The sequence below is a fragment of the Anaeromyxobacter sp. K genome, from assembly GCF_000020805.1.
Classification (GTDB): domain Bacteria; phylum Myxococcota; class Myxococcia; order Myxococcales; family Anaeromyxobacteraceae; genus Anaeromyxobacter; species Anaeromyxobacter dehalogenans.
Window position 1 is genome coordinate 806,491 of record NC_011145.1, and the last position, 24,667, is coordinate 831,157.

Genomic DNA, 24,667 nt, shown 5'->3' on the forward strand with positions numbered 1-24,667 from the left:
TCACCGGCCGCCGCGTCGCAGCCCGGGCGGCGGCGGCCGTTTCCCATGGGGAAACGCGACCTTGCGTTGCCTGACGTGTATGGCCGCCCTGGGGCAGCGCCGGCGCGCGCCCCCGGGATACACTCCCGGGTCACATGCGCTTCGGTTGGCGGCTGGTCCGGAACGTCGCGTCGATGATCCTGCTCGGCACGGCGCTGGGGTGGTGGGTGACGCAGGCGTTCCCGCTCTCCGCGCCGCAGCGCGAGGCGCTGCGGTGGGCGCTCCTCGCGAGCGTGGTGCTGGAGTGGGCCGCGGCGGGCGGGGCGGTCTGGGCCCTGTCGCGGCCGCTGCGCGCCGCCGACGACGCGCACCGCCGCGCCGGCGCCATCCCGACGCCGCTCGCGCTGCGCGCCGCCGCCACCGGCCACCGGCTGCCTGCCTACACCGCCGCGGTGGTGCTCGCCGCCGGCGTGCTCGCCACCGTGGTGCTCACCGCCCTGGCCCGCGCGCGCGGCGTCCCGCTCGACCTCGGCCTGGCCGGCGCCGCGGTGGGCTTCGCCAGCGCCTCGCTCGCGGCGATGCTCTGCTACGCGCTCGCCGGCACCGCCGCCGGCGAGGTGTTCGAGCGGCTCGGCCCGGACGCCGAGGTCGCCGTCCAGGGCACGGTGCGCGGGAAGATCCTGATCCTCGCGCTCGGGCTCATCACCATCTGCGTGCTCCTCTTCGCCGCCACCGGCTACGTCCGCTACCGGGGCGACATCGATCGCGAGTACGTCGCCACCGCCGCCCACGCGCAGGAGAGCGCGGTCGCCTCCGGCGTGGCCGCGAGCGACGCGGAGCTGGCGGAGCACCTCTGGCTCGTGACCGGCACGCCCTCGGCCGTGCTCAGCCCGGGCGGCGCGGTGGTGGCGCGCTTCGGCGCGGGCCGGGTCCCGTTCGAGGGCGCGGCCGCCGCGGCCGCGGGCGCGCTCCGGGTCGAGGGCGGCTGGCTCGTGTCGCGCGCCACCGCCTCGGGCGGGCGCGTGGTCTCGTGGCTCCCGGAGGAGCCGGTGCGCGCGCGGCGGCGCGCGTTCTGGGGCGCGCTCGCCGTCAGCGCCCTGGTGGTCTACGCGGCGACCGCGCTGCTCGCGTGGCTCGCCGCCAGCGCCATCACGCTCCCGTTCCGGACGCTCGGCCGCGCCGCGGACCGCATCGCCTCGGGCGACCTCGCCGCCAGCCCGCCCTCGGTCTCGCGCGACGAGATGGGCCAGCTCGCCGCCGACTTCCGGCGCATGGCGCAGGGGTTGAAGGCGCTGGTCGTGGACGTCCAGTCGGCGAGCGAGGGCGTCTCGGCCGGCGCGCGCGAGGCGGGCGCCATCGGCGAGCGGGTGCGGGCCGGCGCGCTGGACCAGCACGCCGGGGCGGTGGCGGCGCAGGGCGCGGTGGAGGCGATGGAGGGCTCGATCGCGCTGGTGGCGCGCGGGGTCGGCGGCCTGTCGGAGTACGTCTCGGCGACCACGCAGCAGGTGGGCGAGATGGCGTCCGGCCTGGACGAGGTGCGGCGCAAGGGGGCCGAGCTGGAGCGCGCCATGGCGGTCGCGCTCCGCGACGTGGAGTCGCTCGCGCACGCGGGCCGCGACGCCGACGCCACGCTCGCCGAGCTGGAGCAGCACGCCGGCCATGCCGCCGGGACGCTCTCGGCGGTGCGGTCGTCGATCGGGACGCTGGAGCGCGCCGCCGAGGAGAGCGAGCGCACCGCCGGGATGGTGGCCGACGTCGCCGAGGGGGCCGGCGGGGTGGTGGAGGAGACGGTGCACGGGATCGAGGCGCTGCGCGCGGCGGTGGCCGACGCGCACCGCCGCGTGGCGGCGCTGGGGCGGCGCTCCGACGACATCGACCAGGTGGTGGACTTCATCTCGGAGGTGGCCGGGCGCACCAGCCTGCTGTCGCTCAACGCCTCCATCATCGCCTCGCAGGCGGGCGAGCACGGCAAGGGCTTCGCGGTGGTGGCCGAGCAGATCCGCGAGCTGGCGGCGCAGATCGCCCGCTCGACGACCTCGATCGGCGACATCGTCCGCGCGGTGCGCGACGACGTGGAGGGCACCGCCGCCCTCATCGACCGCGGCGACGCGCTCGCCGGCGAGGGCGTGAAGCTGGCCCGCAACTCGCTCGAGGCGCTCGGCGAGATCCGCCGCTCCACCGCGCAGGGGCGCGAGACCGCCGCCGCGATCCGGGCGGCGGTCGGCTCGCACGCACAGTCCACGCACGAGGTCTCGCTGCTGGTGGAGTCGGTGGCGGAGGGCTCTCGCGCGGTCGCGGCCGCGGTGCAGCTGGTGGGCCGCAGCGCCGCCGGCGTGAACACCGCGTCGCGCAGCGTGAACGCGATGGCCGACCAGGTGGCGCGCGCGCTGGAGGACCAGTCCACGCGGGGCCGGCAGCAGCTGGAGAGCCTGGGGCGCGTGGAGCGGATGCTCGCGGAGATCGGGCGCGCGGTGGAGCACCACAACGCGGCCACGCGCCGGGTCCGCGAGGGGCTGCGGGCGCTCTCGCAGACGGCCGGCGACCACGAGCGCGCGGTGGAGGGGCTGTCCGGCCTGGCCGAGCGGCTCGGCTCCCGCTCGCGCGCGCTGGCCGAGCGGGTGGGGCGCTTCAAGGTCTAGCGGGCGGAGGCGGGCGGGCCCGCCCCGGCTACTCCTCGTCGCCGCCGCCCATCGGCGCGCGGCCCTGCCCCGGCGTCAGCACGATCCGCGGGTGTCCGAGCGTCCCCACCACCTGGAGCCGGTAGGCGCCGTCCGGCGTGCGGGCCGAGGCGAGCGCCGCCTCCACGATGGGCCGCAGGCCGGCGGTCGCGCTCGCGCTCCAGAAGCCCGGCTGGATGCGCACGGTCGCCTTGCCGAACACCGCCGCGTGCTCGAGGCGCGGCCCGAGGGTCACCGCCAGCCCGTCGGTGGCGAGCTCCACGTCGCCGCCCTTCGCCTCGAGCCGCTCCACCGCCGCCTTGCCGCCCTCCAGCTTCACGCTGGCGGCGACCTCGCCGAGGCCGACGCGCGGGAGGCGCAGGCCGGTGGCCATGCCGGGGATGGGCAGCTGGCCCCCGGCCACGCCGGCGCGGGACACCGCCAGCTGCATGCGGCCGGTGGGCCGGCCCGCCGGCGCCTCCGGCACGGTGACGTCCACCGAGCCCGAGACCGCGCCCTGCAGGTCCATGCCGGTGGCGACCTTCAGCGGGACCGCCCGGGCCAGATCGAGCCCCTGGAGCGCCAGGACCGTGCGCCGCTCGGCGCCGTTCAGGGCGGTGCTGCCGCGCACGCGGCCCTCGTAGACGAGCGCGTCCACGTCCATCACCTGCCGGCCCAGCAGCAGCGGCAGCAGCTGGAGCGACGCGCTCACCCGGTCGATGGCGAACTGGTGCGAGGCGTGGTCCTCGAGCCGCACGCCCTCCGCGGTCACGCCGAGCAGGCCGCCCGGGCCGATGTCGTCGGCCTCGAACTGCCAGCCGCGCGCGCCCGCCTCCAGGATCAGCCGCTCGCGCACCGCCTCGGAGGGGAACGTGGCGCGGAGCGCCACCGCGAACGCGAGCAGCGCGAACGCGCCGTAGCCGGCGCGCGGTCGCCACACGTTCCAGTCCACCCGCGACATCCCCGGGAGGCGCGCGAGCCACGGCATCGAGGGGAGCCGGAGGCGTTCGAGGTCGAGCTTCATCGGTCAGGCCTTGAGCTGGTAGGTCGAGACCACCACCGTCGCGTCCACGAGCGCGGGGTCGTCGGTGCGGGTGGTGACGCGGACGCGGCGCACCTTCACCACGCCCGGGCCGCGCTCCAGGGTCTGCATCAGCCGGGCGAGCCGGCCCAGGTCCACGCGCGCGATGCTGACCTCCACCGCCTCCTCGCGCAGGCCCTCGAGGTCGCCCTGCGTGGTGGTGGGGCGCAGGTCGGTGACCTCGATGCCGAGCGCGGTGCCGGCCTGCGAGATGTGGCTGAGCAGCTGCACCGGCGGCCCCTTCAGGCGCGACTCGATCGCCTGCCGCTCCGCCTGGCGGCGCCGGTAGCCCTCCGCCAGCTTGCCGACCTGCGAGAGGACCTTGGTCTTGTCCTCGATGCGCGCCTCGCGCGCGGAGATGCCGCGGCTGATGGAGAGCGAGACCAGCCAGATCGCGAACAGCGCCACGCCCAGCGCCGCGACCGTGACGAGCACCCGCTCGCGGGGCGCGAGCTTCGCCATCCAGGCCGCCACGTCGGCGCGCAGCTTGCGGAGGAAGTCCATCTCAGCCCCTCTCGCCCGCGACGTCGCGCGGGCCGGACTCGAGGCAGGTCAGCCCGGAGTCGATGGAGAACTCGAACTTGCCGTCGGAGGCGCGCTTGCGGGCGGAGCCGGAGCGGGCGTCGCCGAAGCAGCGCGAGCCGCGCAGCCCCTCCACCACCTTGTCCACGCTCTCCGCGCCGTCGGTGGTGCCCTCGAGGTGCAGCTTGTCGCGGGTGATCTCGATGCGATCGAACCGCACCGGGACCTCGGCGGGCACCTTGTCGGCCAGCTCGCCCAGGACGTCCACGGCGGAGACGCGCGGCAGCGCCGCCGCCGCGGTGCCGCGCCCGCGCAGGATGGCCTGCGCCTCCTCGAAGTTCGGGTAGCAGCGGCCCAGGATCTTCTGCTCCGCGTCGCAGAGCGCCCGGTCCAGGGCGGCCTCCTGGCGCGACAGCGCGAACACCTTCACCCCGGCGCTCACCACGGCCAGCACCAGGATGGCGGCCGCGTACAGGCCGAGCCGCGCCAGCTTGCCCTTGAGGTGCTCGAAGTCGCGGGTGTACGCGAGCTCGCCGCGGCGCAGGTTCAGGCGCGGCGCGCGCGCGCCCTGGTGGCCGCGGAGCGCGAGCGCGAGCGCCAGCGCCAGCCCGGGGGCGCGATCGGCGGCGACGGCGGCCGCGGCCGGACCGGCCAGCGCGAGCGGCGCCACCGCGCCGTCCACGTCCGGCGCGAGGAGCTCCGGGAGCCCGGGCAGCCTGGCCAGCTCGCCCGCCAGCGAGAGGCGCTCCAGGCGGCGCGGCCCCACCCGCGCGCGCCAGGCGCGCAGCGTGGCGCGCACCTCGCGCACGAGCGGCTGCAGCGCGGCCGAGAGCGCCCCCGCGGCCCGCGGATCCCGCGCCAGCGCCGCCAGCTCCGGCGGCGGCGGGGGACCGCCCAGCTCGCCCGCGAGCAGCGCGCCCGCGTCCGCCTCGGGCACCCCGAGCGCGCGCGCCAGCGCGCGGACCAGGTGCGCGCCGCCGAACGCGAACGTCCGGGCCGCCTCGCACGCGCCCGCCGCCGTGACGCACAGGCTGGTGCGCTCGGCGCCGACGTCGAGCACGCCCTCCGCCGGCGCGGGCCCCTCCGGCGGCGCCGCGAGCGGCTCCACCGCCCCGCCCGCCAGCAGCGCCGCGTAGGCGGGGCCGGCGGGGATCACCGCGCGCGGGTCGAGGCCGCCGTGGCCGAGCGCCGCGAGCAGCGCGCCCAGCTCCTCCCTGCGCACCACGCCCACCAGCAGGTCGGTCTTGCCGTCGCGCACGCCGAGGGGCTGCCAGTCCCAGGCCACGGTCGCGAGGTCGAACGGGATCTGCCCCTCCACCTCGAACCCGATGGTCTGCTCGATGCGGCGCGCGTCCGTGAACGGGAGCGTCACCACGTTCGAGGACACCGACGAGCCGGGGAACGCCACCACCGACTCGTCCACCCGCCACCCGCGCTCCCCGAGCAGCTGGTGGACGGCGGCCGCCTGCCGCGCCAGCAGCGGGGGCGCGTCGTCGCCCTCCGCCGTCGGGACCGGCGCGCTGGCCGTGTCGAGGACGGCGTAGCCGCGGTAGGTGCTCTCCAGGAGCACGGCCTTCACCGCGTGCGCGCCCAGGTCGAGGCCGAGGATGTGCTGGGCCATGGCTCTACTCCTCGCGCCAGTGGATGAGGCGGCCGGACGAGATCCCGGCCTGGCCCTGGAGCGCGGTGGTGAGTGGGTTTCCGGCGTCGGGCGTCCCGGGCGTCGGCGCCGCGCCGGCGGCGCCCGCGATGGGCGCCGTGCCGGCCGGCTGGTTCTGGTTCGGGTCGAAGGTGACCACCGCGTCGATGGTCTTGCTGACGGCGCCGGCGTTGCCGAACGCGCGGATGCGGAACGCCGCCGAGCGGTCGGTGAACGGCGACTTCGGGCTCTGCGCCAGGTAGTCGGCGCGCACCGGGACGCCCAGCGCCGCGACCACCGCGGCGAACTGCGGCGGGGTGAGCGCCATCAGCCCGCCCATGCGCACGTCCGAGAGCGCGCGCTGCAGCTTCTGCGGGAACGCCGGGTCGAGCAGGAGCGGCTGCGCCGCCGGCTCGGCCATCATCCAGGCGATGCGCATCTGCTCGGAGGGCTCCGAGGTGTTGACGTTGATCTTCGCCTCGCGCGGCAGGTAGACCGTGAGCTTGTCGCCGAAGGCCGCCAGGAACGCGTCGCTCACCCCGGCGACCAGGCTCAGCTCGGCGAGCGAGTCGAAGCGCGCGTTCTTGGCGCGGTAGCGGTCGCGGCCGTGGTCGTAGGGGCGGTTCTCGTCGGAGAAGCCCTTCTCGAACGGGTTGGCGGGGACCACGAACGTGCACCCGTCGCCGCCGGGGTAGCTCACCGCGAGCGCGGAGCCCGCCTCGTCGTCGTCCACCCAGTCGCGCAGGTGCAGGAGGAGGTCGTTGCGCGTCCAGCGCTGTCCCTCCGCGTCCTCGCGGTCGAACAGCGGATCCCAGCGGGCGTCGCAGACGAGGCGGAGGATCGCCTCCACCTGCGGGCCGAGCAGGCCGCTGGTCTGGAGCGCGTCGAGCTGCACGTTCACCTTGCGGCCCTCGTCCTCGATCTTCGAGTCGAACCCGCCCTCGAAGTCGCCGAAGCGGGCCTGCGGCGGCGCGCCCTCCGCGGCCGCCGCCCGCGCCGCCGGGCCGGCCTCGCCGAACAGCGCCTGCACCAGGCCCGAGCTGACCGGGACCAGCTCCCAGATCTGCGGGCGCGGACACGCCGCCGCGGCCTGGCCGCCCGCGCCGCCGGTCCCGGCCGTGCCGGCCGCGGTCGCCGAGCCCGCGGCCGCGGTCGTCCCGCCGGTGAGCGCGCCCATCGCCTGGCAGGCCGCGCCGCTCGCCTGATCGATCTGCTGCTGGAACGCGAGCACCAGGCGCGAGAAGGACACCGCGCTCTTCGCGAGGTAGGTGGCGCGGAGCTCGTCGCGGCCGTTCACGGCGATCTGCAGCCGGACGCGGGTCTCGTAGGCGAGGTCCACCGAGAGCGCCGTGAGGATGGCGAGCGACACCATGACGACGAGGAGCGCGGCGCCGCGGGGGCGCGGGCGAGCGGGTCGTGGGCCGGGGCGGAGGGCGCGCATCAGAAGTCCAGCGGCCGCGTCAACGCGACCCGCGCCTCGGTGGAGAACTTCTCGGTGCGCCCGTCGGCGAGCTTCACCTCGAGATCGAAGCGGACGCGCGCGGGCAGCTCGTTCGCGCGCTCCACCGACCGGGTGTTCCATTCGCGCACCCAGTCCTTCTTCTTCGCGTCCCAGTACTGGACCCGGAACCCGGTGACGTGGTCGGCGACGACGTCCTTGCGCCCCTCGCGCTCGGGCTCCTCGTCCACGCGCGCCTTCTCGCGCCGGAACAGCGCCTGCTCCCCGCCGCCGTCCGGGGCCGACTCCAGCGTGTACTCCACCACCGACGCGTCGGACTCGCGCGCGTCGCGGAGCAGCCGCCGGTGCGCCTGCGTGGTGAACAGCAGCCCCTCCTCGCGCCCGCGGAACAGCGTGGGGCGCTCGCGCAGGCGGTTCTTGTCGTAGTGCTCGGACAGGAACGCCATCGAGGTCTCGCGCGCCAGGCGGGTGAGCGCGGAGCGCGCCGCCGCGTAGCGATCCCCCTGCGCGCGGGCGATCTCCTGGGCGCGGTCCACCTGGTGGAACGCGCCGAGCGTCATCGCCCCCACCGCGGCGGTGATCGCCATGGCGATCAGCACCTCGAGGAGCGTGAACCCGCCCGCGGCGGCGCGGCCCGCGCTCACGTGCCCGGCTCCGTCGGCGCCAGCACCACCAGGTGCGTGACCACCGTGAAGGAGTCCTGCCGCGCGCCCTCGGGCCACGCGACGGTGAGGCGCACCTCGCGCACCGCCTTCTTGATCTGCTCGCCCATGGCGGTGAGCTGCGCGTTGAGCGTGCCCGCCACCGCGGCGGTGCCCGGCATGACGGTCTGGGGGCCGCCGCCTTGCGCGTCCTTCCCCCCGCTCGCCCCGCCGAGCAGCGCCGAGAGATCGCCGCCCTCGGTGCCGGTGAGGAGCTGCAGGATGCGCTCCGGGCCGAGCTCCACGCGCGGGCGGAGCACCTCCAGCTTCCAGCGCACCTCCGGATGGCCCTCGCGCTCGAACGATCCCTCGTCCTCCTCGTCGAACTCGCGGAACCCCTTGCGCTCGAACGCCTCCTCGAGCTCCACCATCTTCCCGCGCGCCAGCAGCGTGGCGACGTCCAGGCGGCCGGCGCGGGCGTGGTTGCGGAGCGCGCCGCCCACCACGTCGGAGAGCGCCATGAGCCCCATGGCGAGGATCGCGAGCGCGACCATCACCTCGAGCAGCGTGAAGCCGGCGGCGCGGCGGCCGCGGCACGTCCCCCGACCGGCGGCGGCGGGCGTCACTCGCGCACCTCCACCTTGCCCGGCACGACGCGCGTGCGTCCCGTGAACGGCTCCGTCACCACGGTGTAGACGTTCGACCGGTCCACCACCGGCACCCAGGCGCGCTGGGCCTGGCCGCCCGGGAAGAAGTACACGTAGGCCAGCCCCTGCTCGACGGCGTCGCGCCGCCCCTCGACGTGGACGGGCCCGAACCCGGTGGCGCCGGGCAGCTTGCGCTCGCCGACGAGGCGATCCTCGAACTTGCCGAACGTGCTGCGCGCCAGCAGCCGCCGGACCTCCTCGTCCTTCTCGTCCGGGAAGCGCTTCGCCAGCGCCGCGTCGTCCTGCGGCCGCGCCGGGTCCGAGACGCCCACCGCGCCGGGCGCGCACTCCGCCCACCAGGTGCGCTCGCCCAGGTCGAGCGCGATCCGGCAGGTGGCGTTCCGCAGCGCGGCCGTGTCGTACAGGTAGCGCATCGCCCCGGACAGCTCGCCCGCCGCCTTGCGCGCGTTCGCGCCGGTGGCCGACTCCGCCGCGGGCACGACCATCGCCGCGAGCAGGCCGATCACGCCGATCACGATCAGCAGCTCGATGAGGGTGAACCCTCGCTGGCGGCGGCGGCGGTCCAAGCGCCCGGGCTCACGGGTTCACGACGTCGGCGTTCTCGCCCTCGCCGCCGGGCTGGCCGTCGGCGCCGTAGCTCTTCACGTCGTAGCCGTCCTGGTGCGTCTGGCCCGGGTACAGGTAGACGTACTCCTTGTCCCACGGGTCCTTCAGCGTGCCGTCCTTGTTCGCCTTGAGGATGTTCTCCTTGATGAGGATCCCCAGGCCCTCCTCGGTGGTCGGGTAGCGTCCCTTCAGCACCTTGAACGTGTCCACGCCGTCCGCGATCTTGCGGACGTCATTCTTGGCGGTGTCCACGCGGGCCTTGGACATCTGGCCGACCACGTTCACGGCCACCGCGGAGGCGATGAGGCCGAGGATCACGATCACCACCATGATCTCGATGAGGGTCATGCCGCGCTGTGCGCGGCGCCGGTTGCGGGCGTGCATCTCTAGCCTCCTGCGAGGTTGTTGATCTGGAGGATGGGAAGAAGGACGGAGAACACGATGAAGGCGACCACCACGCCCATGGCGACGATCATGAGCGGCTCGAGCAGCGAGGTGAGCGCGCTCACCGTCGTCTCGACCTGGTCCTCGTACGCCTTGGCGACGTTGCCGAGCATCTCCTCGAGCGCGCCGGAGCGCTCGCCGATCGCCACCATGTGGTAGACGAGCGGCGGGAACTCGCCCGAGCGCTTCAGCGGGGCGGCGATGGACTCGCCCTCCCGGATCGCGTCCCGGGCCTGGTCGATCACGTCGGCGAGGCGCGTGTTGCCGACGATGTTCTTCACGATCTCCATGGCGGTGAGCAGCGGGACGCCGCTGCGGAGCAGCGTGGAGAGCGTGCGGGCGAAGCGGCTGATGGCGATCTGCCGCGTCAGCGGCCCGAAGATCCAGAAGCGCAGCGCCGCGCGATCCCAGGCGGCGCGCCCGGCCGGCGTCCGCCGCCACCGCACGAAGCCCCAGATCGAGAGCACGACGAGCGCGAGCAGGAGCCACCAGTAGTCGGCGACGAAGTGCGAGGCGGCGATGAGCGCCCGGGTGTTCCAGGGGAGCTGCGCCTTCGTGTCCTCGAAGATCTTCGTGATCTTCGGGATCACCACGGTGAACAGCACCCCCAGGATGACCGAGCCGATCACCATCATCGCGGCCGGGTAGGCCATCGTGCCCATGATCTTGGAGCGCAGCCGGGCCTGGCTCTCGGTGAAGTCGGCCAGCCGGACCAGCACCACCTCGAGCGCGCCGGAGTGCTCGCCGGCGCGGATCATGTTCACGTACAGCGTCGAGAACACGCGCGGGTGGGCGGCGAGCGCGTCGGCCAGCGCCGCGCCCTCGTTCACGCGCTGCTTCACGTCGCCGAGCACGCGCTTCAGGCGCTCGTGCTCGACCTGGTCCACCAGCGCGGTCAGCGCCTCGACCAGCGGGATGCCCGCACCCACCAGCACCGACAGCTGGCGGGTGGCGATGGCGAGGTTCACCGGGCCGACCCGGCCCACCATCCAGCGGCGCACGCTCACCTCGCGCGCCTGCTGGGCCTTCACCTGCTGCTCGCCCAGCACCTCGGTGAGGAACACGCCGTCGCGGCGGAGCACGCTGCGCAGCGCCTTCGGCGAGTCCGCCTCGCGCAGGCCCTGGATCGCCTTGCCCTGGGCGTCGTACGCCTTGTACTCGAAGACCGGCATCAGGGGGCTCCGTGGGCGCGCGGCGCGCCGCTCACCGGATGTCCTCCGCGGTGACCGACAGCACCTCGGCCGCGGTGGTGATGCCGCGCGCGACCTTGTACGCGCCGTGCTCCATGAGCGTCACCATCCCGCGCTCGACGGCGGCGCGCTTGATGGTGGTGGCGTCCACCGACTTGAGGATGAGCGGGCGGACGTCGTCGTCCACCATCATCAGCTCGTAGATGCCGGTCCGGCCCTGGTAGCCGGTGTGGTTGCAGGCCGGGCACCCCACCGCCTTGTAGAGGTGGGTCGGGTCGCCGGCCTGGCGCAGGATCTCGGGCGTGAGCCCGGCGAGGTCGCGCTCCTCGGCGGTGGGGACGTACGGCTTCTTGCAGGTCGGGCAGAGCACGCGCACCAGGCGCTGCGCCAGCACGCCCACCAGCGAGGACGCCACCAGGAACGGCTGCACGCCCATGTCCACCAGGCGCGTGATGGCCCCGGCGGCGTCGTTGGTGTGCACGGTGGAGAGCACCAGGTGGCCGGTGAGCGAGGCCTGGATCGCGATCTCGGCGGTCTCCAGGTCGCGGATCTCGCCGACCATGATGACGTCCGGGTCCTGCCGGAGGAACGAGCGCAGCCCGCTCGCGAAGGTCAGGTCGATCTTCGGGTTGATCTGCACCTGCCCCACGCCCTTCAGCGGGATCTCGACCGGATCCTCGATGGTGAGGATGTTCAGGTCGGGCGAGTTGATCTTCGCGAGCGCCGCGTAGAGCGTGGTGGTCTTGCCGGAGCCGGTCGGGCCGGTGACGAGCACGATGCCGTGCGAGCGGGTGATGAGCGTGTCCATCACCTTCAGCTGCCAGTCCTCGAAGCCGAGCTCGGCCAGGTCCAGCACCACGTTGGACTTGTCGAGCAGGCGCATCACGATGCGCTCGCCGTGCGCGGTGGGGACGGTGGACAGGCGGATGTCCACGTCCTTGCCGGCGATCTTGATGCGGATGCGGCCGTCCTGCGGGAGCCGCTTCTCGGCGATGTTCAGCCCGCCCATGATCTTGATGCGGCTGCCGATGGACGCCTGGAAGCGCTTGGGAGGGCGGATCACCTCGCGGAGCACGCCGTCGATCCGGTAGCGCACCGAGATGTCCTTCTCCTCGGGGTTGATGTGGATGTCGCTGGCGCGCTCCTTCACCGCGCGGAACAGGAGCGAGTTGACCAGGCGGATGATGGGCGCCTCGTCGTCCGCCTCCAGGAGGTCGGTCGGCTCCTGCAGCTCGTGCGCGACGCTCTCGAGGTCCTCGGTCTCGAGGTCCTCCATGAGCTTGTCGTGCTCGTCGGCGGCGCGGTCGTACACCGCGTTGATGGCGTCGAGCACCACCTGCGGCGGCGCCACCTCCGGCGCCACCGCGGCGCCGAGCAGCATGGACACCGAGTCCTGCGCGGCGGTGTCGAGCGGGTCGCCCACCGCCACCCGCACCGCGTCGCCGGCGGTGCCGAGCGGCAGCACCTTCGACTGCTTGGCGAAGTGGATCGGCACCTTGGCCGCGAGGTCGCCCGGCACCGACTCCGGGTCGATGCGCTCGACGAACGGCAGGTCGAGCTGGGCCGCGAGCGCGCGCAGCACGTCCTCCTCGGTGACCGCCCTCAGGCGGACGAGGATCTCGCCGAGGCGCTGGCCCGCCTGCTCGCCCTGCTGCAGCGCGAGCGCCTCCTCGAGGCGTGCCGGGTCCAGCCCCGCGATCTGCCGGAGGATCTCGCCGATGGGACGGCCGGCGAGCCCGGCCGAGGCGGCGAGCCCGGGGATGGCGCCCTGGACGGCGGCCCGGGCGTTATCGATCTGTGCGTCGTTGGGCATGAGGATCCCGTGAAACGGACGGTCCGCCCCCGCTCATTCCTGCGGCGGGGTCCCTCCGGGCGCGGCCGGCTCCGCGGCGGGCGGCGGCTGCTGCGGCGAGAGCCGCTCCACGGGCTCGGGCGTGCCCTCGGGCGGTGGGGTGGCCGGTGGCGCGGCCTCGGGCGCGGACTCCGGCTCGGGCGCGGGCGCGGGGGAGAGCGGCCGCGGCACGGGAACGACCGTGGTGGGCGGCGGGCCGCCGGCGGGCGGGGCGGAGAGGTGCTCGCCGGGCGCGCCGTCGCCGCCGTTCTCGATGCGCGAGGTCTCCTGGCTGACGCCCTGGCGGAGGCGCGAGTACGGGCCGGTCTTGCGGCTGAAGTCCACGTCCACGTCGTAGCGCGGCTGCCGCCCGTAGAACTGCTCGATGAACTGCTGCTGCTCCTCGCGCTTCTTCTCGTAGATGCGCCGGTAGTCCGCCTCGTCGCGGATGATGTACGGCGTGAGGAAGAGCAGCAGGTTCACCTTCTGCTTGGTCGTGGTGGTGTCGCGGAACAGCCAGCCGAGGATGGGCAGGCTGCCGAGGAACGGGATCTTGGACACGCTGCGGATGGCGCGGTCCTGGATGAGCCCGCCGATGACGATGGTGCTCTGGTCGCGCGCCACGATCTGCGTCTTCACGCTGCGCTTGGCGGTCGTCGGGCCGAGCTGCGGGTCCTTCTCCGCGATCTCCTCCGTCTGCTCCTCGATGGTGAGCCGGATGTTCCCGCCTTCGTTGATCTGCGGCTTGATCTTGAGCTTCAGCTCGACGTTCTGGCGCTGGATGGGCGCGTAGAGCGAGCTCAGGCCCTGGGTGCCGAGCGCGGAGCCGACGGTGCTCGTCGCGCTCGAGCCGGAGAGCAGGTTCGACAGCCCGGACGGCGCGTAGCCGGACTGGAACGGCACGTTCTGGCCCACCGTGATCTCCGACTCCTCGTTGTCGGTGGCGAGCAGGTGCGGCGTGGAGAGCACGTTCACGTCGGAGTTGGACTGCAGCGCCTGGATGAGCAGGCCGAGGCTGGGGATGTTGCCGAAGCCGAGGTCCTTCAGCTCCGCGGAGATCGGGCCGGTGTAGCCGGTGAGGAACCCGCCCAGCGCGATGGCGCTCGACATGTCGAGCGAGTTGACGCGCCCGGTCTGCGACGAGAGCGGGATGACGCCGGTGTCCCCCTTGTACTTGTAGGGGATCGCGCCGTGCGCGCTGACGCCGAGCTCCATGGAGTTCTTGAGGTTCACCTCCATGATCACCGCCTCGACGAACACCTGGCGCCGCGGCCGGTCGAGCTTCTCCACCAGCCGCTGGACCGCGGAGAAGTCGGCCCCGCTCGCCTGCACGAGCAGCGCGTTCTGCGTCTTGTCCGCGGTGATCTTCACCTCGCCCGAGAACAGCTCGGCGGTGACGTCGCCGGCCGGGGTGGGCGCCGCCGCGGCGGCGGGGGGCGCCCCGGGCATGCCCACCGGTCGCGCGGCCGGCTGCGTCGGCGCGCCGGGCGTGGTGGTGCGCTTGGCCTGGCCCTGCGCCAGGTTCGAGAGCGTGGTGGCGAGCTCCTCCGCGTTCGCGTTCTTGAGGAACAGGACGTGGACGCCGCCGTCGGCGCTGGTGGGCACGTCGAGCTGCTGCACCAGCTCCATGATCTGCTGGAAGCTCTTCTCGTCCGCGATGACGATGAGCTTGTTGGTGCGGTCGTCGGGGAGGACCTTGTAGACGGAGACCTCGACCGAGCCGCCCGCGGGCTGGGTGGTGGGGACGCCGGGTCGCGCCGGGCCGCTGGAGATCCGCGCCGGGCGCGGGCTCCGCCCGCCCTGCGCCTGGAAGATCTGGTTCACCTTGTCGGCGAGGTCCTTGGCGGACGCGTAGCGCACCTGGACGATGCGGACCAGGTCGCCGCCGCCGACCTTGTCGATCGCCTCGATCATCTTCTCGATGCGGCGGATGTTGAGGCCGGTGTCGGTGATGACCAGCGTCGAGGGGGGGATGGACTGGATGTCCGCGCCCTGCGGCGAGATGAAGTTCCCCATCACGCCGCGGAGCTGGTCGGCGTCGGCGTACTGCAGGCGGATCACCTTGGTGATGACCTGCTCGCTCGCCGGCGTGCCGCTCTCCGGGTCGGTGTACGTCGGGATGGGCATCTTCTTGCTGTCGGCGGCGCGGCCCAGGCGCCAGTACCGGCCCGTCGGATACACCGTGATGTTGTTCGCGTTCAGCGCGGCCAGGAACGCGGCGTACGCCTCCTCCGCGGTGACCGGCGTCTTGGAGAGCAGCGTGATCTTCCCGCGCGCCACGTCCTCCGTGTAGATGAAGTTCCGGCAGGTCCAGCGGCTGGCCTGCTCGAGCACGTCCACCACCTCGGCCCGGTTGAACGTCAGCATGAAGCGCCCCTGCATCGGGACGCACTTGCCGCTCGCCGCCTGCAGCGTGGTCTCGGCCTCGCCGCCGCCGCCGCGCGCGGGCGCGGGGGTGGGCGTGGCCGCGCCGCCGGGGCGCGGGGCCGGGGAGGTGGGCCGCGCCGAGGGCGGCCGCGCCCCGTTCTGCTGGATCGGGGCCACGCCGCCCGGACCGATGGACGTCCCCGGGGGCGGCGGGGTGGTGGGGATGCCGGTCGGCGGCGAGGTGGGCCGGGTGGTGGGCGGGCGCTGCCGCGCCGGCGACTCGGGGTCGTCGGTCGGGCGCAGCGGGACCTGCGCGGCGGCGAGCACCGGGACGAGCAACGTCGTGGCGAGGAGCTTCTTCATGGCGTTCCCTCGGCCGGGATCACGGGCCGGTGATGTTGTACTCCTTGCGGATCGGCTGCCCCTGCCGCTCGAGCTCGATGGTCACGTGCCCGGAGTCGCGCAGCTTCTGGTACAGCTCGAGCGCCTTCTCGGGCGAGTTGAGCTCGTACCCGTTCACGCGCTGGATGACGTCGCCGTTCTCGATGCCGATCGAGGCGTAGAGCGAGCCCGGCTGGATCGAGAACAGCTTGAACCCGTTCGCCACGCCGTTCTTGAACGACGGGACGATCCGGGCCTGGGTGGAGATGGCGCTCAGGTTGTTGAGCGTGCCGTCGATGACCTTGCGGTCGATCTCGTACTTGTCCTTCGAGACCGCGCGCACGCCCTCCATCGGCCCGGGCGCGCCGGGGCGCGGGCTGGGCCGCGGGACCGACGCGTAGCCGAGGTTGGTGCCGGCGTCCGGCGCCTCGCTCCCGCCGCCCTCGAAGTCCAGGTACTCCTTCGTGCCGCGGTTGCACAGCACGGCGATCACCTTGAACGCGTTCCCGGTGACGTCGCCGCCGGCGCGGACGCGCTCGAGGCCGAGCAGCTGGGCGCCCTGGATCCGGTCGCCCACCCCGAGCACGACCGTCTCGCGCGTGGAGAGGTCGGAGATGGTCGCGAGCGAGAAGCGCGGCTGCTCGGCGACGACGCCGGCCACCAGCGCGAGCCGCAGGTCGGAGCGGGTCGGCTCTGCGCGGGGATCCGCGCAGTTCTGCGGGCGGGCGGGCGCCGCGGGCGTCGCCTCGGTGGACTGCTGCGGCGGCTCCCGTCCGATGAGGTGGTACAGCCGCGCCTCGTCGATGGAGGCGGGCAGCACGGGCCGCACGGGCGCCGGAGGCGGCAGCGCGAGCTCCGCCTGCGGGCGCGGCCGGATCACCGCGCCGACGAGCGTGTTGACGGTCTTCGCCGTGAGCCAGGCCGCCGCGAACAGCAGCGCGAGGTTCGCGGTCCAGGCGTACTTGCGGAAGAAGAGGTCGAGCATGGGAGCGGCCAGGGGCCGGGATGAGCAACCGTCGTGCCACGGAGACGGGCCCTGGCCGATGCACAACATGCCGTGACCACATGCAAATCCCGACCGGTGTGCCCGCCCGAGGGGAGCGTGGGCCACCGCGCTGCCAAATTGGCAAGGCCGCCCCGGCGCGCCCCGCGCCGCCGCCAAATTGGCAGGCTACTCCGCGCCCTCGCCGCCGCCCTCCGGCGGGCCGAGGAGGCGCCCCTCCTCGTCGCGATCGAGCTTCCGGTAGATGGTCCGGGCCGCGATGCCGAGGAGCTGGGCCGCCAGGTTCTTGTCACCCTGGGTGTGGCGCAGCGTCTCGCGGATCACCCGCCGCTCGATCTCCTCCATGGGCGTGCCGAGCGGCACGGTGAGCACCGGGGCCCCGGCGGCGGCGCCGGCGGGCTCCGGGATTGCGGGTCCCGCGGCGCGGATCGCCTCCGGCAGGTCGCCGACCTCCACGACGTCGGCGCGGGTGAGCACCACCGCCCGCTCGATGGCGTGCTGCAGCTCGCGCACGTTGCCCGGCCAGGCGTACCGCTCCAGCGCCGCCATCGCACCCGGGGTGAAGCCCGCGATCGGCTTCCCGTTGCGCTCGGCCATCCGCCGCAGGAAGGCCATGGCGAGCAGCGGCACGTCCTCGCGCCGCTCGCGCAGCGGCGGGAGGCGGACGCGCACCACGTCGAGCCGGTAGAACAGGTCCTCCCGGAAGCGGCCGGCCTTCACCTCGGCGGCGAGGTCCTTGTTGGTCGCGGCCACCACCCGCACGTCCACGCGCACCGGCTCGTTCCCGCCCACGCGCTCGAGGACCCCGTCCTGCAGGAACCGGAGCAGCTTCACCTGCACCGCCGGGGACATCTCGCCGATCTCGTCGAGGAACAGCGTGCCACCGTGGGCGCGCTCGAAGCGCCCGTCCTTGCGCGCCACCGCGCCGGTGAACGCGCCCTTCTCGTGCCCGAACAGCTCGGACTCGAGCAGCGTCTCCGGGATGGCGGCGCAGTGGATCGGCACGAACGGCCCGGCGGCGCGCGGGGACAGGTCGTGCACCAGCCGCGCGGCGAGCTCCTTGCCGGTGCCGCTCTCGCCCAGCAGCAGCACGGTGGCCTGCGTCGGCGCGGCCTGGCGCAGGATCTCCAGCGTCGCGCGGAACGCCGGCGCGTCGCCCAGGAGCGCGCCCGCGCCGCCGGGCGCGAGCTCCGCCAGGCGCGCCTTCAGCGCGCGGTTCTCGGCGACGAGCGACGCGCGCTCCAGCGCCTGTCGCACCGTCTTCACGATGGCGTGGCGCTTCACCGGCTTGGTGATGAAGTCGTAGGCGCCCTGCTTCATGGCGGCGACCGCCGCCTCGACCGTGCCGTAGGCGGTCATCACCACCACCTCGGACTCGGGCGACACCGCCTTCACCGCGCGGAGCAGCTCGTCGCCGCTCATGCCCGGCATCATCAGGTCGGTGACCACCACCGCGGCGCGCTCGCGGCGGAGCAGCTCCAGCGCGGCGAGGCCGGAGGCGGCGAGCGCCACGCGCCAGCCTTCGCGCTCGAAGATCTTGCCGAGCGACTCGAGGTTCGGGCTCTCGTCGTCGACGACCAGGACCAGTGGGGACACGACCGGGAGGATATACCGTCCCGCGCTACCCGGGCGTCAGCCGCCGCCGGCGGGTGGCGGGGAAGGCGGCGTCGCGCCCGGCGCGGGGCGGGCCGCCGGCGGGGTGCCGAGCGCGGCGCGGATCTCGGCGGAGAAGAGCGCCACCGCGCCGGCGGCCAGGATCGCGAGCGCGGCGACCAGCAGCAGGTACTCGGTGAGCCCCTGCCGCGACGGTCTGGAGCGGTGCGCCGGCTCGGCCATGATCCGACCTGTAGGTCGCGCACGCCGCCCGGGCAAGGGCCCGCCCGCCGCCCGGAGGCGAGCGCCGACCGGAGGAGGACGGCCCCCGAAACGCGAAGAGCGGCGCCGGACGGCGCCGCTCCTCGGGACCTGAGGGATCGCTCGAGCGCTACTCGGGCTTCGCCTCGGCGGGCGCCTCGGCGGCCGGGGCGGCCTCGGGCTTCTTGCTGCTCTTGCCGGCCTTGGCGCGCTTGGCGGCGCGGTTCTCCTTGGCCTCGACCTTCTTCGCCGGCTCGGCGGCGGGCGCCTTCTTGGCGGGCTCGGCCTTGGCCGGGGTGGCGGCGTAGCGCGTCTTGAAGCGCTCGATGCGGCCCGCCGTGTCCATGATCTTCTGCTTGCCCGTGAAGAACGGGTGGCAGCTGGCGCAGATCTCGATGTGGAAGTCGCCGCGGACGGAGCGGGTCTCGATGACGTTCCCGCAGGCGCAGACGACCTTCGTCGCCTTGTAGTCGGGGTGGATGCCTTCCTTCATGCTCGCCTCTGGGCCGCTTGCATGCCGTCGATCGGCGATGGTCCGGGCCCGGTTGTGGAACCGCGGGATCTAGTCGGATCGCGGGGATAGGTCAAGCGGAGCGCGCCGCGGGCGGGGACTCCCTCCTGCGGGCGAGCCGCCGCTACTTGCCGCCGCCGACCATCATCTTGAAGAACTCGTCGTGGTTCTTCACCTGGCGGAACTTGTCCAGGATGAACTTCATCGCCTCCACGTTGTCGAGGCCGTTCAGGATGGTCTGGCGCAGGATGTAGATCTTGGAGAGCCAGTCGGCCGCGAGGAGCAGCTCCTCCTTGCGCGTGCCGCTCTTCCCGATGTCCATGCAGGGGAAGATGCGCTTCTCCATCAGCTTGCGGTCGAGCACGATCTCGGAGTTCCCGGTGCCCTTGAACTCCTCGAAGATCACCTCGTCCATGCGGCTGCCGGTGTCCACCAGCGCGGTGCCGATGATGGTGAGCGAGCCGCCCTCCTCGATGTTGCGGGCCGCGCCGAAGAAGCGCTTCGGCTTGTGCAGCGCGTTCGAGTCCACGCCGCCGGAGAGGATCTTCCCGGAGGGCGGCACGGTCGAGTTGTAGGCGCGCGCGAGGCGGGTGATGGAGTCGAGCAGGATCACCACGTCCTTCTTGTGCTCGACCAGCCGCCGGGCCTTCTCGATCACCATCTCCGCGACCTGCACGTGGCGGGTGGCGGGCTCGTCGAAGGTGGAGGCGACCACCTCGCCCCGCACCGTCCGCTCCATGTCGGTGACCTCCTCGGGCCGCTCGTCGATGAGCAGCACGATGAGGGTACACTCAGGGTGATTGGTGGTGACGGCGTGCGCGATGTTCTGCAGGAGCACCGTCTTGCCGGCGCGCGGCGGCGACACGATCAGGCAGCGCTGCCCCTTGCCGATGGGCGCGAACAGGTCCACCACCCGCGTGGTCATCTCGGCGGGATCGTGCTCGAGCGTCAGCCGCTGCGTCGGGTAGAGCGGCGTCAGGTTGTCGAAGAGGACCTTGGCCTGGTTCTCCTCGGGCGGCTCGCCGTTGATGGTGTCGACCTTGAGCAGCGCGAAGTAGCGCTCGCCCTCCTTGGGCTGGCGCACCGTGCCGCGCACCGTGTCGCCGGTGCGCAGGTTGAAGCGGCGGATCTGCGAGGGCGAGACGTAGATGTCGTCCGGGCCCGGCAGGTAGGAGAAGTCCGGGCTGCGCAGGAAGCCGAAGCCGTCGGGCAGCACCTCCAGCGTGCCCTCGCCGCCGACCTCCATCTCCTCCTTGGCCGCCTCCGCCGCCTTCGACTGTGCCTGGAGGATCGCGAAGATGAGGTCCTGCTTCTTGAGCGCGCCGGCGGCCTCGACGTTGAGGTCGCGCGCCAGCTTGGCGAGCTCCGCGACCTTCATGTGCTTGAGCTCGGTGAGGCTGGACGTGCTCGACGTGGAGGTCGGTGCGGCTGCGGGCATGTCGGTTCTCGGGGAGCTGGGCCGCGCGCTGCGGAGCGTGCGTGGCCGGCGGAGGCTGCGGGCGGTCTCTGGGCGAGGCCTAGGAGAGGCGGCAAACGTATGCGGTCGGTTTCAGGGTGTCAACGCCGCACACCCGCGCCTTCGTCGCACCTCCCGTGTGCCATGAACGCGGGGGCCAGCGCTCGATGAGGTGAGATGCCCCGGCGGGTTAACATCCCCCCGGTCCGCGCAGGGCCGTCCGAGAAAGAGATCGATGCCGAGCAGCAGCCCAACCACCGAAGCGGTCGTCGCAGGGTCGAAGGCGTTCGCCGTCACGCTGCTGGCGCCCGTCACCGCCCGGCTCGGCCTGCGACCGCGCATCGCCGCGGATGCGGCGCAGGCGCTCTCGCTTTGCCGCGGGCCGGGCGGGCTGGTGGTGATCGAGTACCAGGGGGAGGGCTCGCTGGTCGCGATCGAGCGCCTGCTGCGCGAGCGCGACGGGCTCCGCGTGGTGGCGGCGCTCGCGCCGGAGCACGCCGCCGCCGAGGCGCCGCTGCGCGCGCTCGGCGTGGAGCTGGCGCGCTGGGACGGCCGGGCGGAGGGCGTGCTGGGCGCCGTCGAGCGGATGGTCCAGGGCGCCGCGCCGGCCGTCGCGCCCGCGCCTCCTCCCTCGGTGAAGCCTCCTCCCCTCGCGCCGCCGCCTCCGCCGGCCGCGGGACCGCCGCCGCTGGCGCGGAAGGCCATCGCCCCGCCGCCGGACCTCTCGTTCGACGTGAGCCTGGACGACGCGTTCCCCGCCGGGCCGCCGGTGCCCGCCGCGCCGTCGCGCACCGAGGCGACGTCAGTGGCGCCGCCCGAGCCTCCGCGCGGGGGTGGCACCGTCTACGTCCCGCCGCCGCCGGCCGTGCGCGTCCTCTGGCCCGCGCAGGCCGCCTCCGCGGCGGACGCGCAGGCGTCGCTGGAGCGGGCCGCGTCCGGCGCCGCGCGCCCCGGCGACGCGCTCGATGGGCTCGCCGCCGGGATCGCCGGCGCGCTGTCCGAGCTCGAGCGCGCCGCGCTCGGGGACGGGCCGATGGCGCTCGACCCGGGCCCGATCCGCTCCGCGGCGGTGATGCGCCTCCGCGTCGCCTCGGCGCGCGCCTCGGCGCCGGCGGGCGGCACCGAGGTGGATGGGGCCGCGGTGCAGGCGGTGCTCGCCGACATCGACGCGACGCTGGCCGGCGTGAACGGGCTCGTCGCCGGCGCGCCGCCGGACCTCCTCCCCGGCGTGGAGGCCGTCCGGAACGCGCTCGTGCGCGAGGCGATCGACTTCTCCGACCTCGCGCAGCGCATCGCCTCGGCCGGCGCCGTGGCCGCCACCGCGGCGCGGGCGCCCGCCCGGCCGGTGCAGGCCCGGGTGCTGGCGGTGTCGGCGGAGCCGAGGCCGCGGCGGTCGTGGGGGCTGTGGGCGCTCCTCGTGCTCGCGCTCGCGGCCGCGGGCGGGTATCACGGTTGGTATCGGTGGCACGTCCGCCAGAAGGTGGTCTCGCGCCTCGGGACGCTCCCGGGCGCGCCGCAGGGGATGGTCCTGCTGCCCGGGGCCAGGAACGGGGCGCAGATCCTGATCCCGCTCGGTGGGGTGACCGTCGATCCGGCGGAGGCGGAGCGCTTCAAGGCGGCGCAGCGCGCGCACGGCAACGAGGTGCGCGACATCGGCGGCGGCGGCCTCGAGGTTCGCCGCGCCGACGAGGGCGCGAAGGAGAGGGCTCCATGAAGAAGGTCCGGCACGCGAGCGCAGGGTTCACGCTCATCGAGCTCATGACGGTGGTGGCGATCATCGGCATCCTCGCCAGCGTCGCCATTCCGCTGTCCGTGCGGGCGTCGCTCCGCGCCAAGGCGTCGGAGCGCAACGAGCTCATGCTCCGGGTGAAGGCCGCAGCGATGGAGGTGTTCATCCAGAACGGGAACTTCCCGGCAGGGCACATCCTGGCGGACTTCCAGCCGCCGCTCCCGTCGGCCACCGGCAAGCGGCCCATCGACTTCCGGGCGGTCGGCTGGGACGTCATCTTCCCTGCCGGGCAGGAGATCCTGGGGAACGTGTACTACTCGTTCCGCGCGGAAGCCTGGGGGCAGCGCGGGGCGGAGCCCCCGACCATCGAGGTCCGGGCGGTGGGCGACCTCGACGGCGACGGCACGCCCAGCACGGCGCTCATGACGTTCAAGCTCATCGACGGCGGGTTCCGCCTCATCGAGGCCGAGTCCTCGTACGCCGAGTCGTACGAGACGTTCTGACGGGCCGCCCCGCGCCGGGCGCCCGTCGCGGGGCCGCATTCCTCGTTGCCCGCGGCCCGTCGCCGCGCCATCCTTCGCGCCATGAAGAAGGCCGACGCTCCGGCGCGTGCCCGCGAGCTGCGCGACCGGATCCGCGCGGCGGACCACGCCTACTACGTCCTCGATCAGCCGCTCCTCGCCGACGCCGAGTACGACCGGCTCATGCACGAGCTGCAGGCGCTCGAGGCCGACCACCCGGAGCTCGTCACCGCGGACTCGCCCACGCAGCGGGTCTCCGGCGCACCCTCCGAGCGCTTCGAGCGGGTGGTGCACCGCGAGCCCATGCTCTCGCTCGGCAACGTGCAGAGCGACGACGAGCTGCAGGAGTTCGACGCGCGGGTGCGCCGCCTGCTCGGGCTGCCCGACGGAGAGCCGGTCGGCTACGTCGTCGAGCCGAAGCTCGACGGGCTCGCGGTGGAGCTGGTGTACCGCGACGGCGCGTTCACGAGCGGTTCCACGCGAGGCGACGGCGTGAACGGCGAGGACGTCACCGCGAACCTGCGCGTGGTGGGCGGGCTGGGCGCGAACCGCGGCGTGCCGCACGCGCTGGAGGGGAGGCCGCCGCCGCGGGTCGAGGTCCGCGGGGAGGTGCTGCTGTTCAAGGAGCACTTCGAGGCGATGAACCGGCAGCTGGTCCGCGCCGGCGAGGCGCCGTTCGCGAACCCGCGCAACGCCGCCGCGGGGACGCTGCGCCAGCTCGACTGGCGCGTCACCGCCCGCCGCCCGCTCTCCTTCATCGCCTACGAGGCGCTGCTGCCGGGCGACGATCCGTGGCGCACGCACTGGGAGAAGCTGGAGGAGCTCGCCGCCTGGGGCTTCGAGACGAACGCGGAGAACCGCCGCTGCCGCGGCCTCGCCGAGGTGCTCGCCTACCGCGATCGCATGGCGGAGCGCCGGTTCGAGCTGCCCTACGACACCGACGGCATCGTGGTGAAGGTGGACGACCTCGACTGGCGGCGGCGGCTGGGCGCGGCCTCGAAGTTCCCGCGGTGGGCCGTCGCCTTCAAGTACCCGCCGCAGGAGGAGGCGACGAGGATCCGCAGGATCTGGGCCTCGGTGGGCCGCACCGGCGTGCTCACGCCGGTGGTGGACTTCGACCCCGTTCGCCTCTCCGGCGCGATGGTCGCGCGCGCCACGCTGCACAACGAGGACGAGATGCGCCGCAAGGACATCCTCGAGGGCGACTGGGTGCTGGTGCGGCGCGCCGGCGAGGTGATCCCGGAGGTGGTGAAGCCGCTCCCCGAGCGCCGGACCGGCGCGGAGCAGCCGTTCCGGTTCCCGGCCGAGTGTCCGGTGTGCGGCGCGCGCGTGGTCCGCGAGGAGGGCGAGAAGGTCTACCGCTGCACCGGCGCCGCGTGCCCGGCCCAGCTCGTCGGCCGGCTCTGCCACTTCGCGCAGCGCCGCGCGCTCGACATCGAGGGGCTGGGCGAGAAGCTCGCCGCCGGCCTGGTGGAGCGCGGGCAGGTGAAGGACTTCGCCGACCTGTACGCGGTGCCGTTCGAGGTGTGGCAGCAGCTGTTCAGCCGCCCGCGCAAGGAGCAGGACGCGGGGGCGGCGCGCGAGCTGCCGGAGAAGAGCGCGCAGAACATGGTCGCGGCGCTGGAGCGGTCGCGCAAGACGACGCTCAGGCGCTTCCTGTTCGCGCTCGGGATCCCGCAGGTGGGCGAGGCGACCGCGGCCACGCTGGCGCGCCACTTCGGCGGCCTCGCGCGCGTCATGGACGCGGACGAGGAGGCGCTGAAGGGCGTCCGCGACGTGGGCCCGGAGACCGCCGCGGAGATCCGCGCCTGGACGCAGGAGCCGCAGAACCGGCGGGTGGTCGAGCGGCTCCTCGCCGCCGGGGTGACGCCCGAGGCCGAGGTGGTGGAGGCGCGCGGCCCGTTCGCCGGCAAGACGGTGGTGCTCACCGGCGGGCTCTCGACGATGTCGCGCGACGACGCCAAGGCGGAGATCGAGCGGCGCGGCGGCAGGGTGTCGGGCAGCGTCTCGCGCAAGACCGACCTGGTGGTGGCCGGGGAGGACGCCGGCTCCAAGCTGGAGAAGGCGCGATCGCTGGGCGTGCGGATCGCCGGCGAGGAGGAGTTCGTCCGCCTGCTGAAGGAGTGAG

Annotated in this window: 20 protein-coding genes; 4 read left to right on the top strand and 16 right to left on the bottom strand. The window is 74.1% G+C overall.

All coding sequences use genetic code 11. The features are described from left to right. The first annotated feature begins 134 nt into the window (after positions 1 to 134). A complete protein-coding gene (locus tag ANAEK_RS03530) occupies positions 135 to 2,618 on the top strand; it encodes a methyl-accepting chemotaxis protein (RefSeq protein WP_012524776.1) in 2,484 nt (827 codons plus the stop codon). 28 nt (positions 2,619 to 2,646) lie between these two features. Here ANAEK_RS03530 and gspN read toward each other — a convergent pair whose 3' ends face one another. From gspN to rho, 16 genes are all read right to left on the bottom strand, one after another. Further along, complete coding sequence (gene gspN / locus ANAEK_RS03535) at positions 2,647 to 3,660, bottom strand: type II secretion system protein GspN (protein ID WP_012524777.1); 1,014 nt, start codon at positions 3,658 to 3,660, stop codon at positions 2,647 to 2,649. 3 nt (positions 3,661 to 3,663) lie between these two features. Next, entirely contained in the window at positions 3,664 to 4,221 is a 558-nt protein-coding gene (gene gspM, locus ANAEK_RS03540; RefSeq protein WP_012524778.1) for a type II secretion system protein GspM, read from the bottom strand. Position 4,222: 1 nt separating this feature from the next. Beyond that, entirely contained in the window at positions 4,223 to 5,860 is a 1,638-nt protein-coding gene (gene pilM, locus ANAEK_RS03545) for a pilus assembly protein PilM (RefSeq protein ID WP_012524779.1), read from the bottom strand. A gap of 4 nt (positions 5,861 to 5,864) precedes the next feature. After that, the gene (locus ANAEK_RS03550; RefSeq protein ID WP_041454023.1) at positions 5,865 to 7,319 is read right to left on the bottom strand and encodes a type II secretion system protein GspK; all 1,455 of its coding nucleotides are present in this window, start codon (positions 7,317 to 7,319) and stop codon (positions 5,865 to 5,867) included. Then, the gene (locus ANAEK_RS03555) at positions 7,319 to 7,981 is read right to left on the bottom strand and encodes a type II secretion system protein J (RefSeq protein WP_012524781.1); all 663 of its coding nucleotides are present in this window, start codon (positions 7,979 to 7,981) and stop codon (positions 7,319 to 7,321) included. The genes ANAEK_RS03550 and ANAEK_RS03555 overlap by 1 nt, the downstream gene beginning before the upstream one ends. Next, complete coding sequence (locus ANAEK_RS03560; RefSeq protein ID WP_012524782.1) at positions 7,978 to 8,604, bottom strand: prepilin-type N-terminal cleavage/methylation domain-containing protein; 627 nt, start codon at positions 8,602 to 8,604, stop codon at positions 7,978 to 7,980. Before ANAEK_RS03560 ends, ANAEK_RS03555 begins: the two co-directional genes overlap by 4 nt. Next, positions 8,601 to 9,212, bottom strand: coding sequence for a type II secretion system protein (locus tag ANAEK_RS03565; protein ID WP_012524783.1), 612 nt, complete (start codon positions 9,210 to 9,212; stop codon positions 8,601 to 8,603). Before ANAEK_RS03565 ends, ANAEK_RS03560 begins: the two co-directional genes overlap by 4 nt. A 10-nt stretch (positions 9,213 to 9,222) precedes the next feature. After that, on the bottom strand, positions 9,223 to 9,636 hold the full coding sequence (gspG, locus tag ANAEK_RS03570; protein ID WP_012524784.1) for a type II secretion system major pseudopilin GspG: 414 nt from the start codon (positions 9,634 to 9,636) through the stop codon (positions 9,223 to 9,225). A 2-nt stretch (positions 9,637 to 9,638) separates the two neighbouring features. Next, positions 9,639 to 10,868 (bottom strand): type II secretion system inner membrane protein GspF, encoded by a 1,230-nt coding sequence (gene gspF, locus ANAEK_RS03575; RefSeq protein ID WP_012524785.1) that lies wholly within the window; start codon positions 10,866 to 10,868, stop codon positions 9,639 to 9,641. A gap of 31 nt (positions 10,869 to 10,899) precedes the next feature. Continuing rightward, complete coding sequence (gene gspE / locus ANAEK_RS03580) at positions 10,900 to 12,699, bottom strand: type II secretion system ATPase GspE (RefSeq protein WP_012524786.1); 1,800 nt, start codon at positions 12,697 to 12,699, stop codon at positions 10,900 to 10,902. A gap of 33 nt (positions 12,700 to 12,732) precedes the next feature. Then, a complete protein-coding gene (gspD, locus tag ANAEK_RS03585; protein WP_012524787.1) occupies positions 12,733 to 15,447 on the bottom strand; it encodes a type II secretion system secretin GspD in 2,715 nt (904 codons plus the stop codon). A gap of 19 nt (positions 15,448 to 15,466) precedes the next feature. After that, positions 15,467 to 16,450, bottom strand: a complete 984-nt coding sequence (gene gspC, locus ANAEK_RS03590; protein ID WP_012524788.1) for a type II secretion system protein GspC — start codon at positions 16,448 to 16,450, stop codon at positions 15,467 to 15,469. 186 nt (positions 16,451 to 16,636) lie between these two features. After that, the gene (locus ANAEK_RS03595) at positions 16,637 to 18,064 is read right to left on the bottom strand and encodes a sigma-54 dependent transcriptional regulator (protein ID WP_012524789.1); all 1,428 of its coding nucleotides are present in this window, start codon (positions 18,062 to 18,064) and stop codon (positions 16,637 to 16,639) included. Between the two features lie 36 nt (positions 18,065 to 18,100). After that, positions 18,101 to 18,304 carry a hypothetical protein gene (locus ANAEK_RS03600; RefSeq protein WP_012524790.1) on the bottom strand — a complete coding sequence of 68 codons (204 nt, stop codon included), beginning with the start codon at positions 18,302 to 18,304 and terminating at the stop codon, positions 18,101 to 18,103. 148 nt (positions 18,305 to 18,452) lie between these two features. Next, on the bottom strand, positions 18,453 to 18,815 hold the full coding sequence (gene rpmE, locus ANAEK_RS03605; protein WP_012524791.1) for a 50S ribosomal protein L31: 363 nt from the start codon (positions 18,813 to 18,815) through the stop codon (positions 18,453 to 18,455). A 142-nt stretch (positions 18,816 to 18,957) separates the two neighbouring features. Next, positions 18,958 to 20,271, bottom strand: coding sequence for a transcription termination factor Rho (rho, locus tag ANAEK_RS03610; RefSeq protein WP_041450427.1), 1,314 nt, complete (start codon positions 20,269 to 20,271; stop codon positions 18,958 to 18,960). A gap of 253 nt (positions 20,272 to 20,524) precedes the next feature. On the opposite strand from rho, the gene ANAEK_RS03615 reads away from it, so the two are divergent. The 3 genes from ANAEK_RS03615 to ligA all read left to right on the top strand — a co-directional run bounded on the left by ANAEK_RS03615 (position 20,525) and on the right by ligA (position 24,666). Then, positions 20,525 to 22,003, top strand: coding sequence for a hypothetical protein (locus ANAEK_RS03615; protein ID WP_012524793.1), 1,479 nt, complete (start codon positions 20,525 to 20,527; stop codon positions 22,001 to 22,003). Next, complete coding sequence (locus ANAEK_RS03620) at positions 22,000 to 22,521, top strand: prepilin-type N-terminal cleavage/methylation domain-containing protein (RefSeq protein ID WP_012524794.1); 522 nt, start codon at positions 22,000 to 22,002, stop codon at positions 22,519 to 22,521. The genes ANAEK_RS03615 and ANAEK_RS03620 overlap by 4 nt, the downstream gene beginning before the upstream one ends. An 81-nt stretch (positions 22,522 to 22,602) precedes the next feature. After that, a complete protein-coding gene (gene ligA / locus ANAEK_RS03625; RefSeq protein WP_012524795.1) occupies positions 22,603 to 24,666 on the top strand; it encodes an NAD-dependent DNA ligase LigA in 2,064 nt (687 codons plus the stop codon). Position 24,667: the final 1 nt, after the last annotated feature.

Coding starts and splice junctions, on each gene's coding strand:
- ANAEK_RS03530 (WP_012524776.1), top strand. CDS start 135: ATGCGCTTCGGTTGGCGGCTGGTCCGGAACGTCGCGTCGATGATCCTG.
- gspN (WP_012524777.1), bottom strand. CDS start 3,660: ATGAAGCTCGACCTCGAACGCCTCCGGCTCCCCTCGATGCCGTGGCTC.
- gspM (WP_012524778.1), bottom strand. CDS start 4,221: ATGGACTTCCTCCGCAAGCTGCGCGCCGACGTGGCGGCCTGGATGGCG.
- pilM (WP_012524779.1), bottom strand. CDS start 5,860: ATGGCCCAGCACATCCTCGGCCTCGACCTGGGCGCGCACGCGGTGAAG.
- ANAEK_RS03550 (WP_041454023.1), bottom strand. CDS start 7,319: ATGCGCGCCCTCCGCCCCGGCCCACGACCCGCTCGCCCGCGCCCCCGC.
- gspG (WP_012524784.1), bottom strand. CDS start 9,636: ATGCACGCCCGCAACCGGCGCCGCGCACAGCGCGGCATGACCCTCATC.
- gspF (WP_012524785.1), bottom strand. CDS start 10,868: ATGCCGGTCTTCGAGTACAAGGCGTACGACGCCCAGGGCAAGGCGATC.
- gspE (WP_012524786.1), bottom strand. CDS start 12,699: ATGCCCAACGACGCACAGATCGATAACGCCCGGGCCGCCGTCCAGGGC.
- gspD (WP_012524787.1), bottom strand. CDS start 15,447: ATGAAGAAGCTCCTCGCCACGACGTTGCTCGTCCCGGTGCTCGCCGCC.
- gspC (WP_012524788.1), bottom strand. CDS start 16,450: ATGCTCGACCTCTTCTTCCGCAAGTACGCCTGGACCGCGAACCTCGCG.
- ANAEK_RS03600 (WP_012524790.1), bottom strand. CDS start 18,304: ATGGCCGAGCCGGCGCACCGCTCCAGACCGTCGCGGCAGGGGCTCACC.
- rpmE (WP_012524791.1), bottom strand. CDS start 18,815: ATGAAGGAAGGCATCCACCCCGACTACAAGGCGACGAAGGTCGTCTGC.
- rho (WP_041450427.1), bottom strand. CDS start 20,271: ATGCCCGCAGCCGCACCGACCTCCACGTCGAGCACGTCCAGCCTCACC.
- ANAEK_RS03615 (WP_012524793.1), top strand. CDS start 20,525: ATGCCGAGCAGCAGCCCAACCACCGAAGCGGTCGTCGCAGGGTCGAAG.
- ANAEK_RS03620 (WP_012524794.1), top strand. CDS start 22,000: ATGAAGAAGGTCCGGCACGCGAGCGCAGGGTTCACGCTCATCGAGCTC.
- ligA (WP_012524795.1), top strand. CDS start 22,603: ATGAAGAAGGCCGACGCTCCGGCGCGTGCCCGCGAGCTGCGCGACCGG.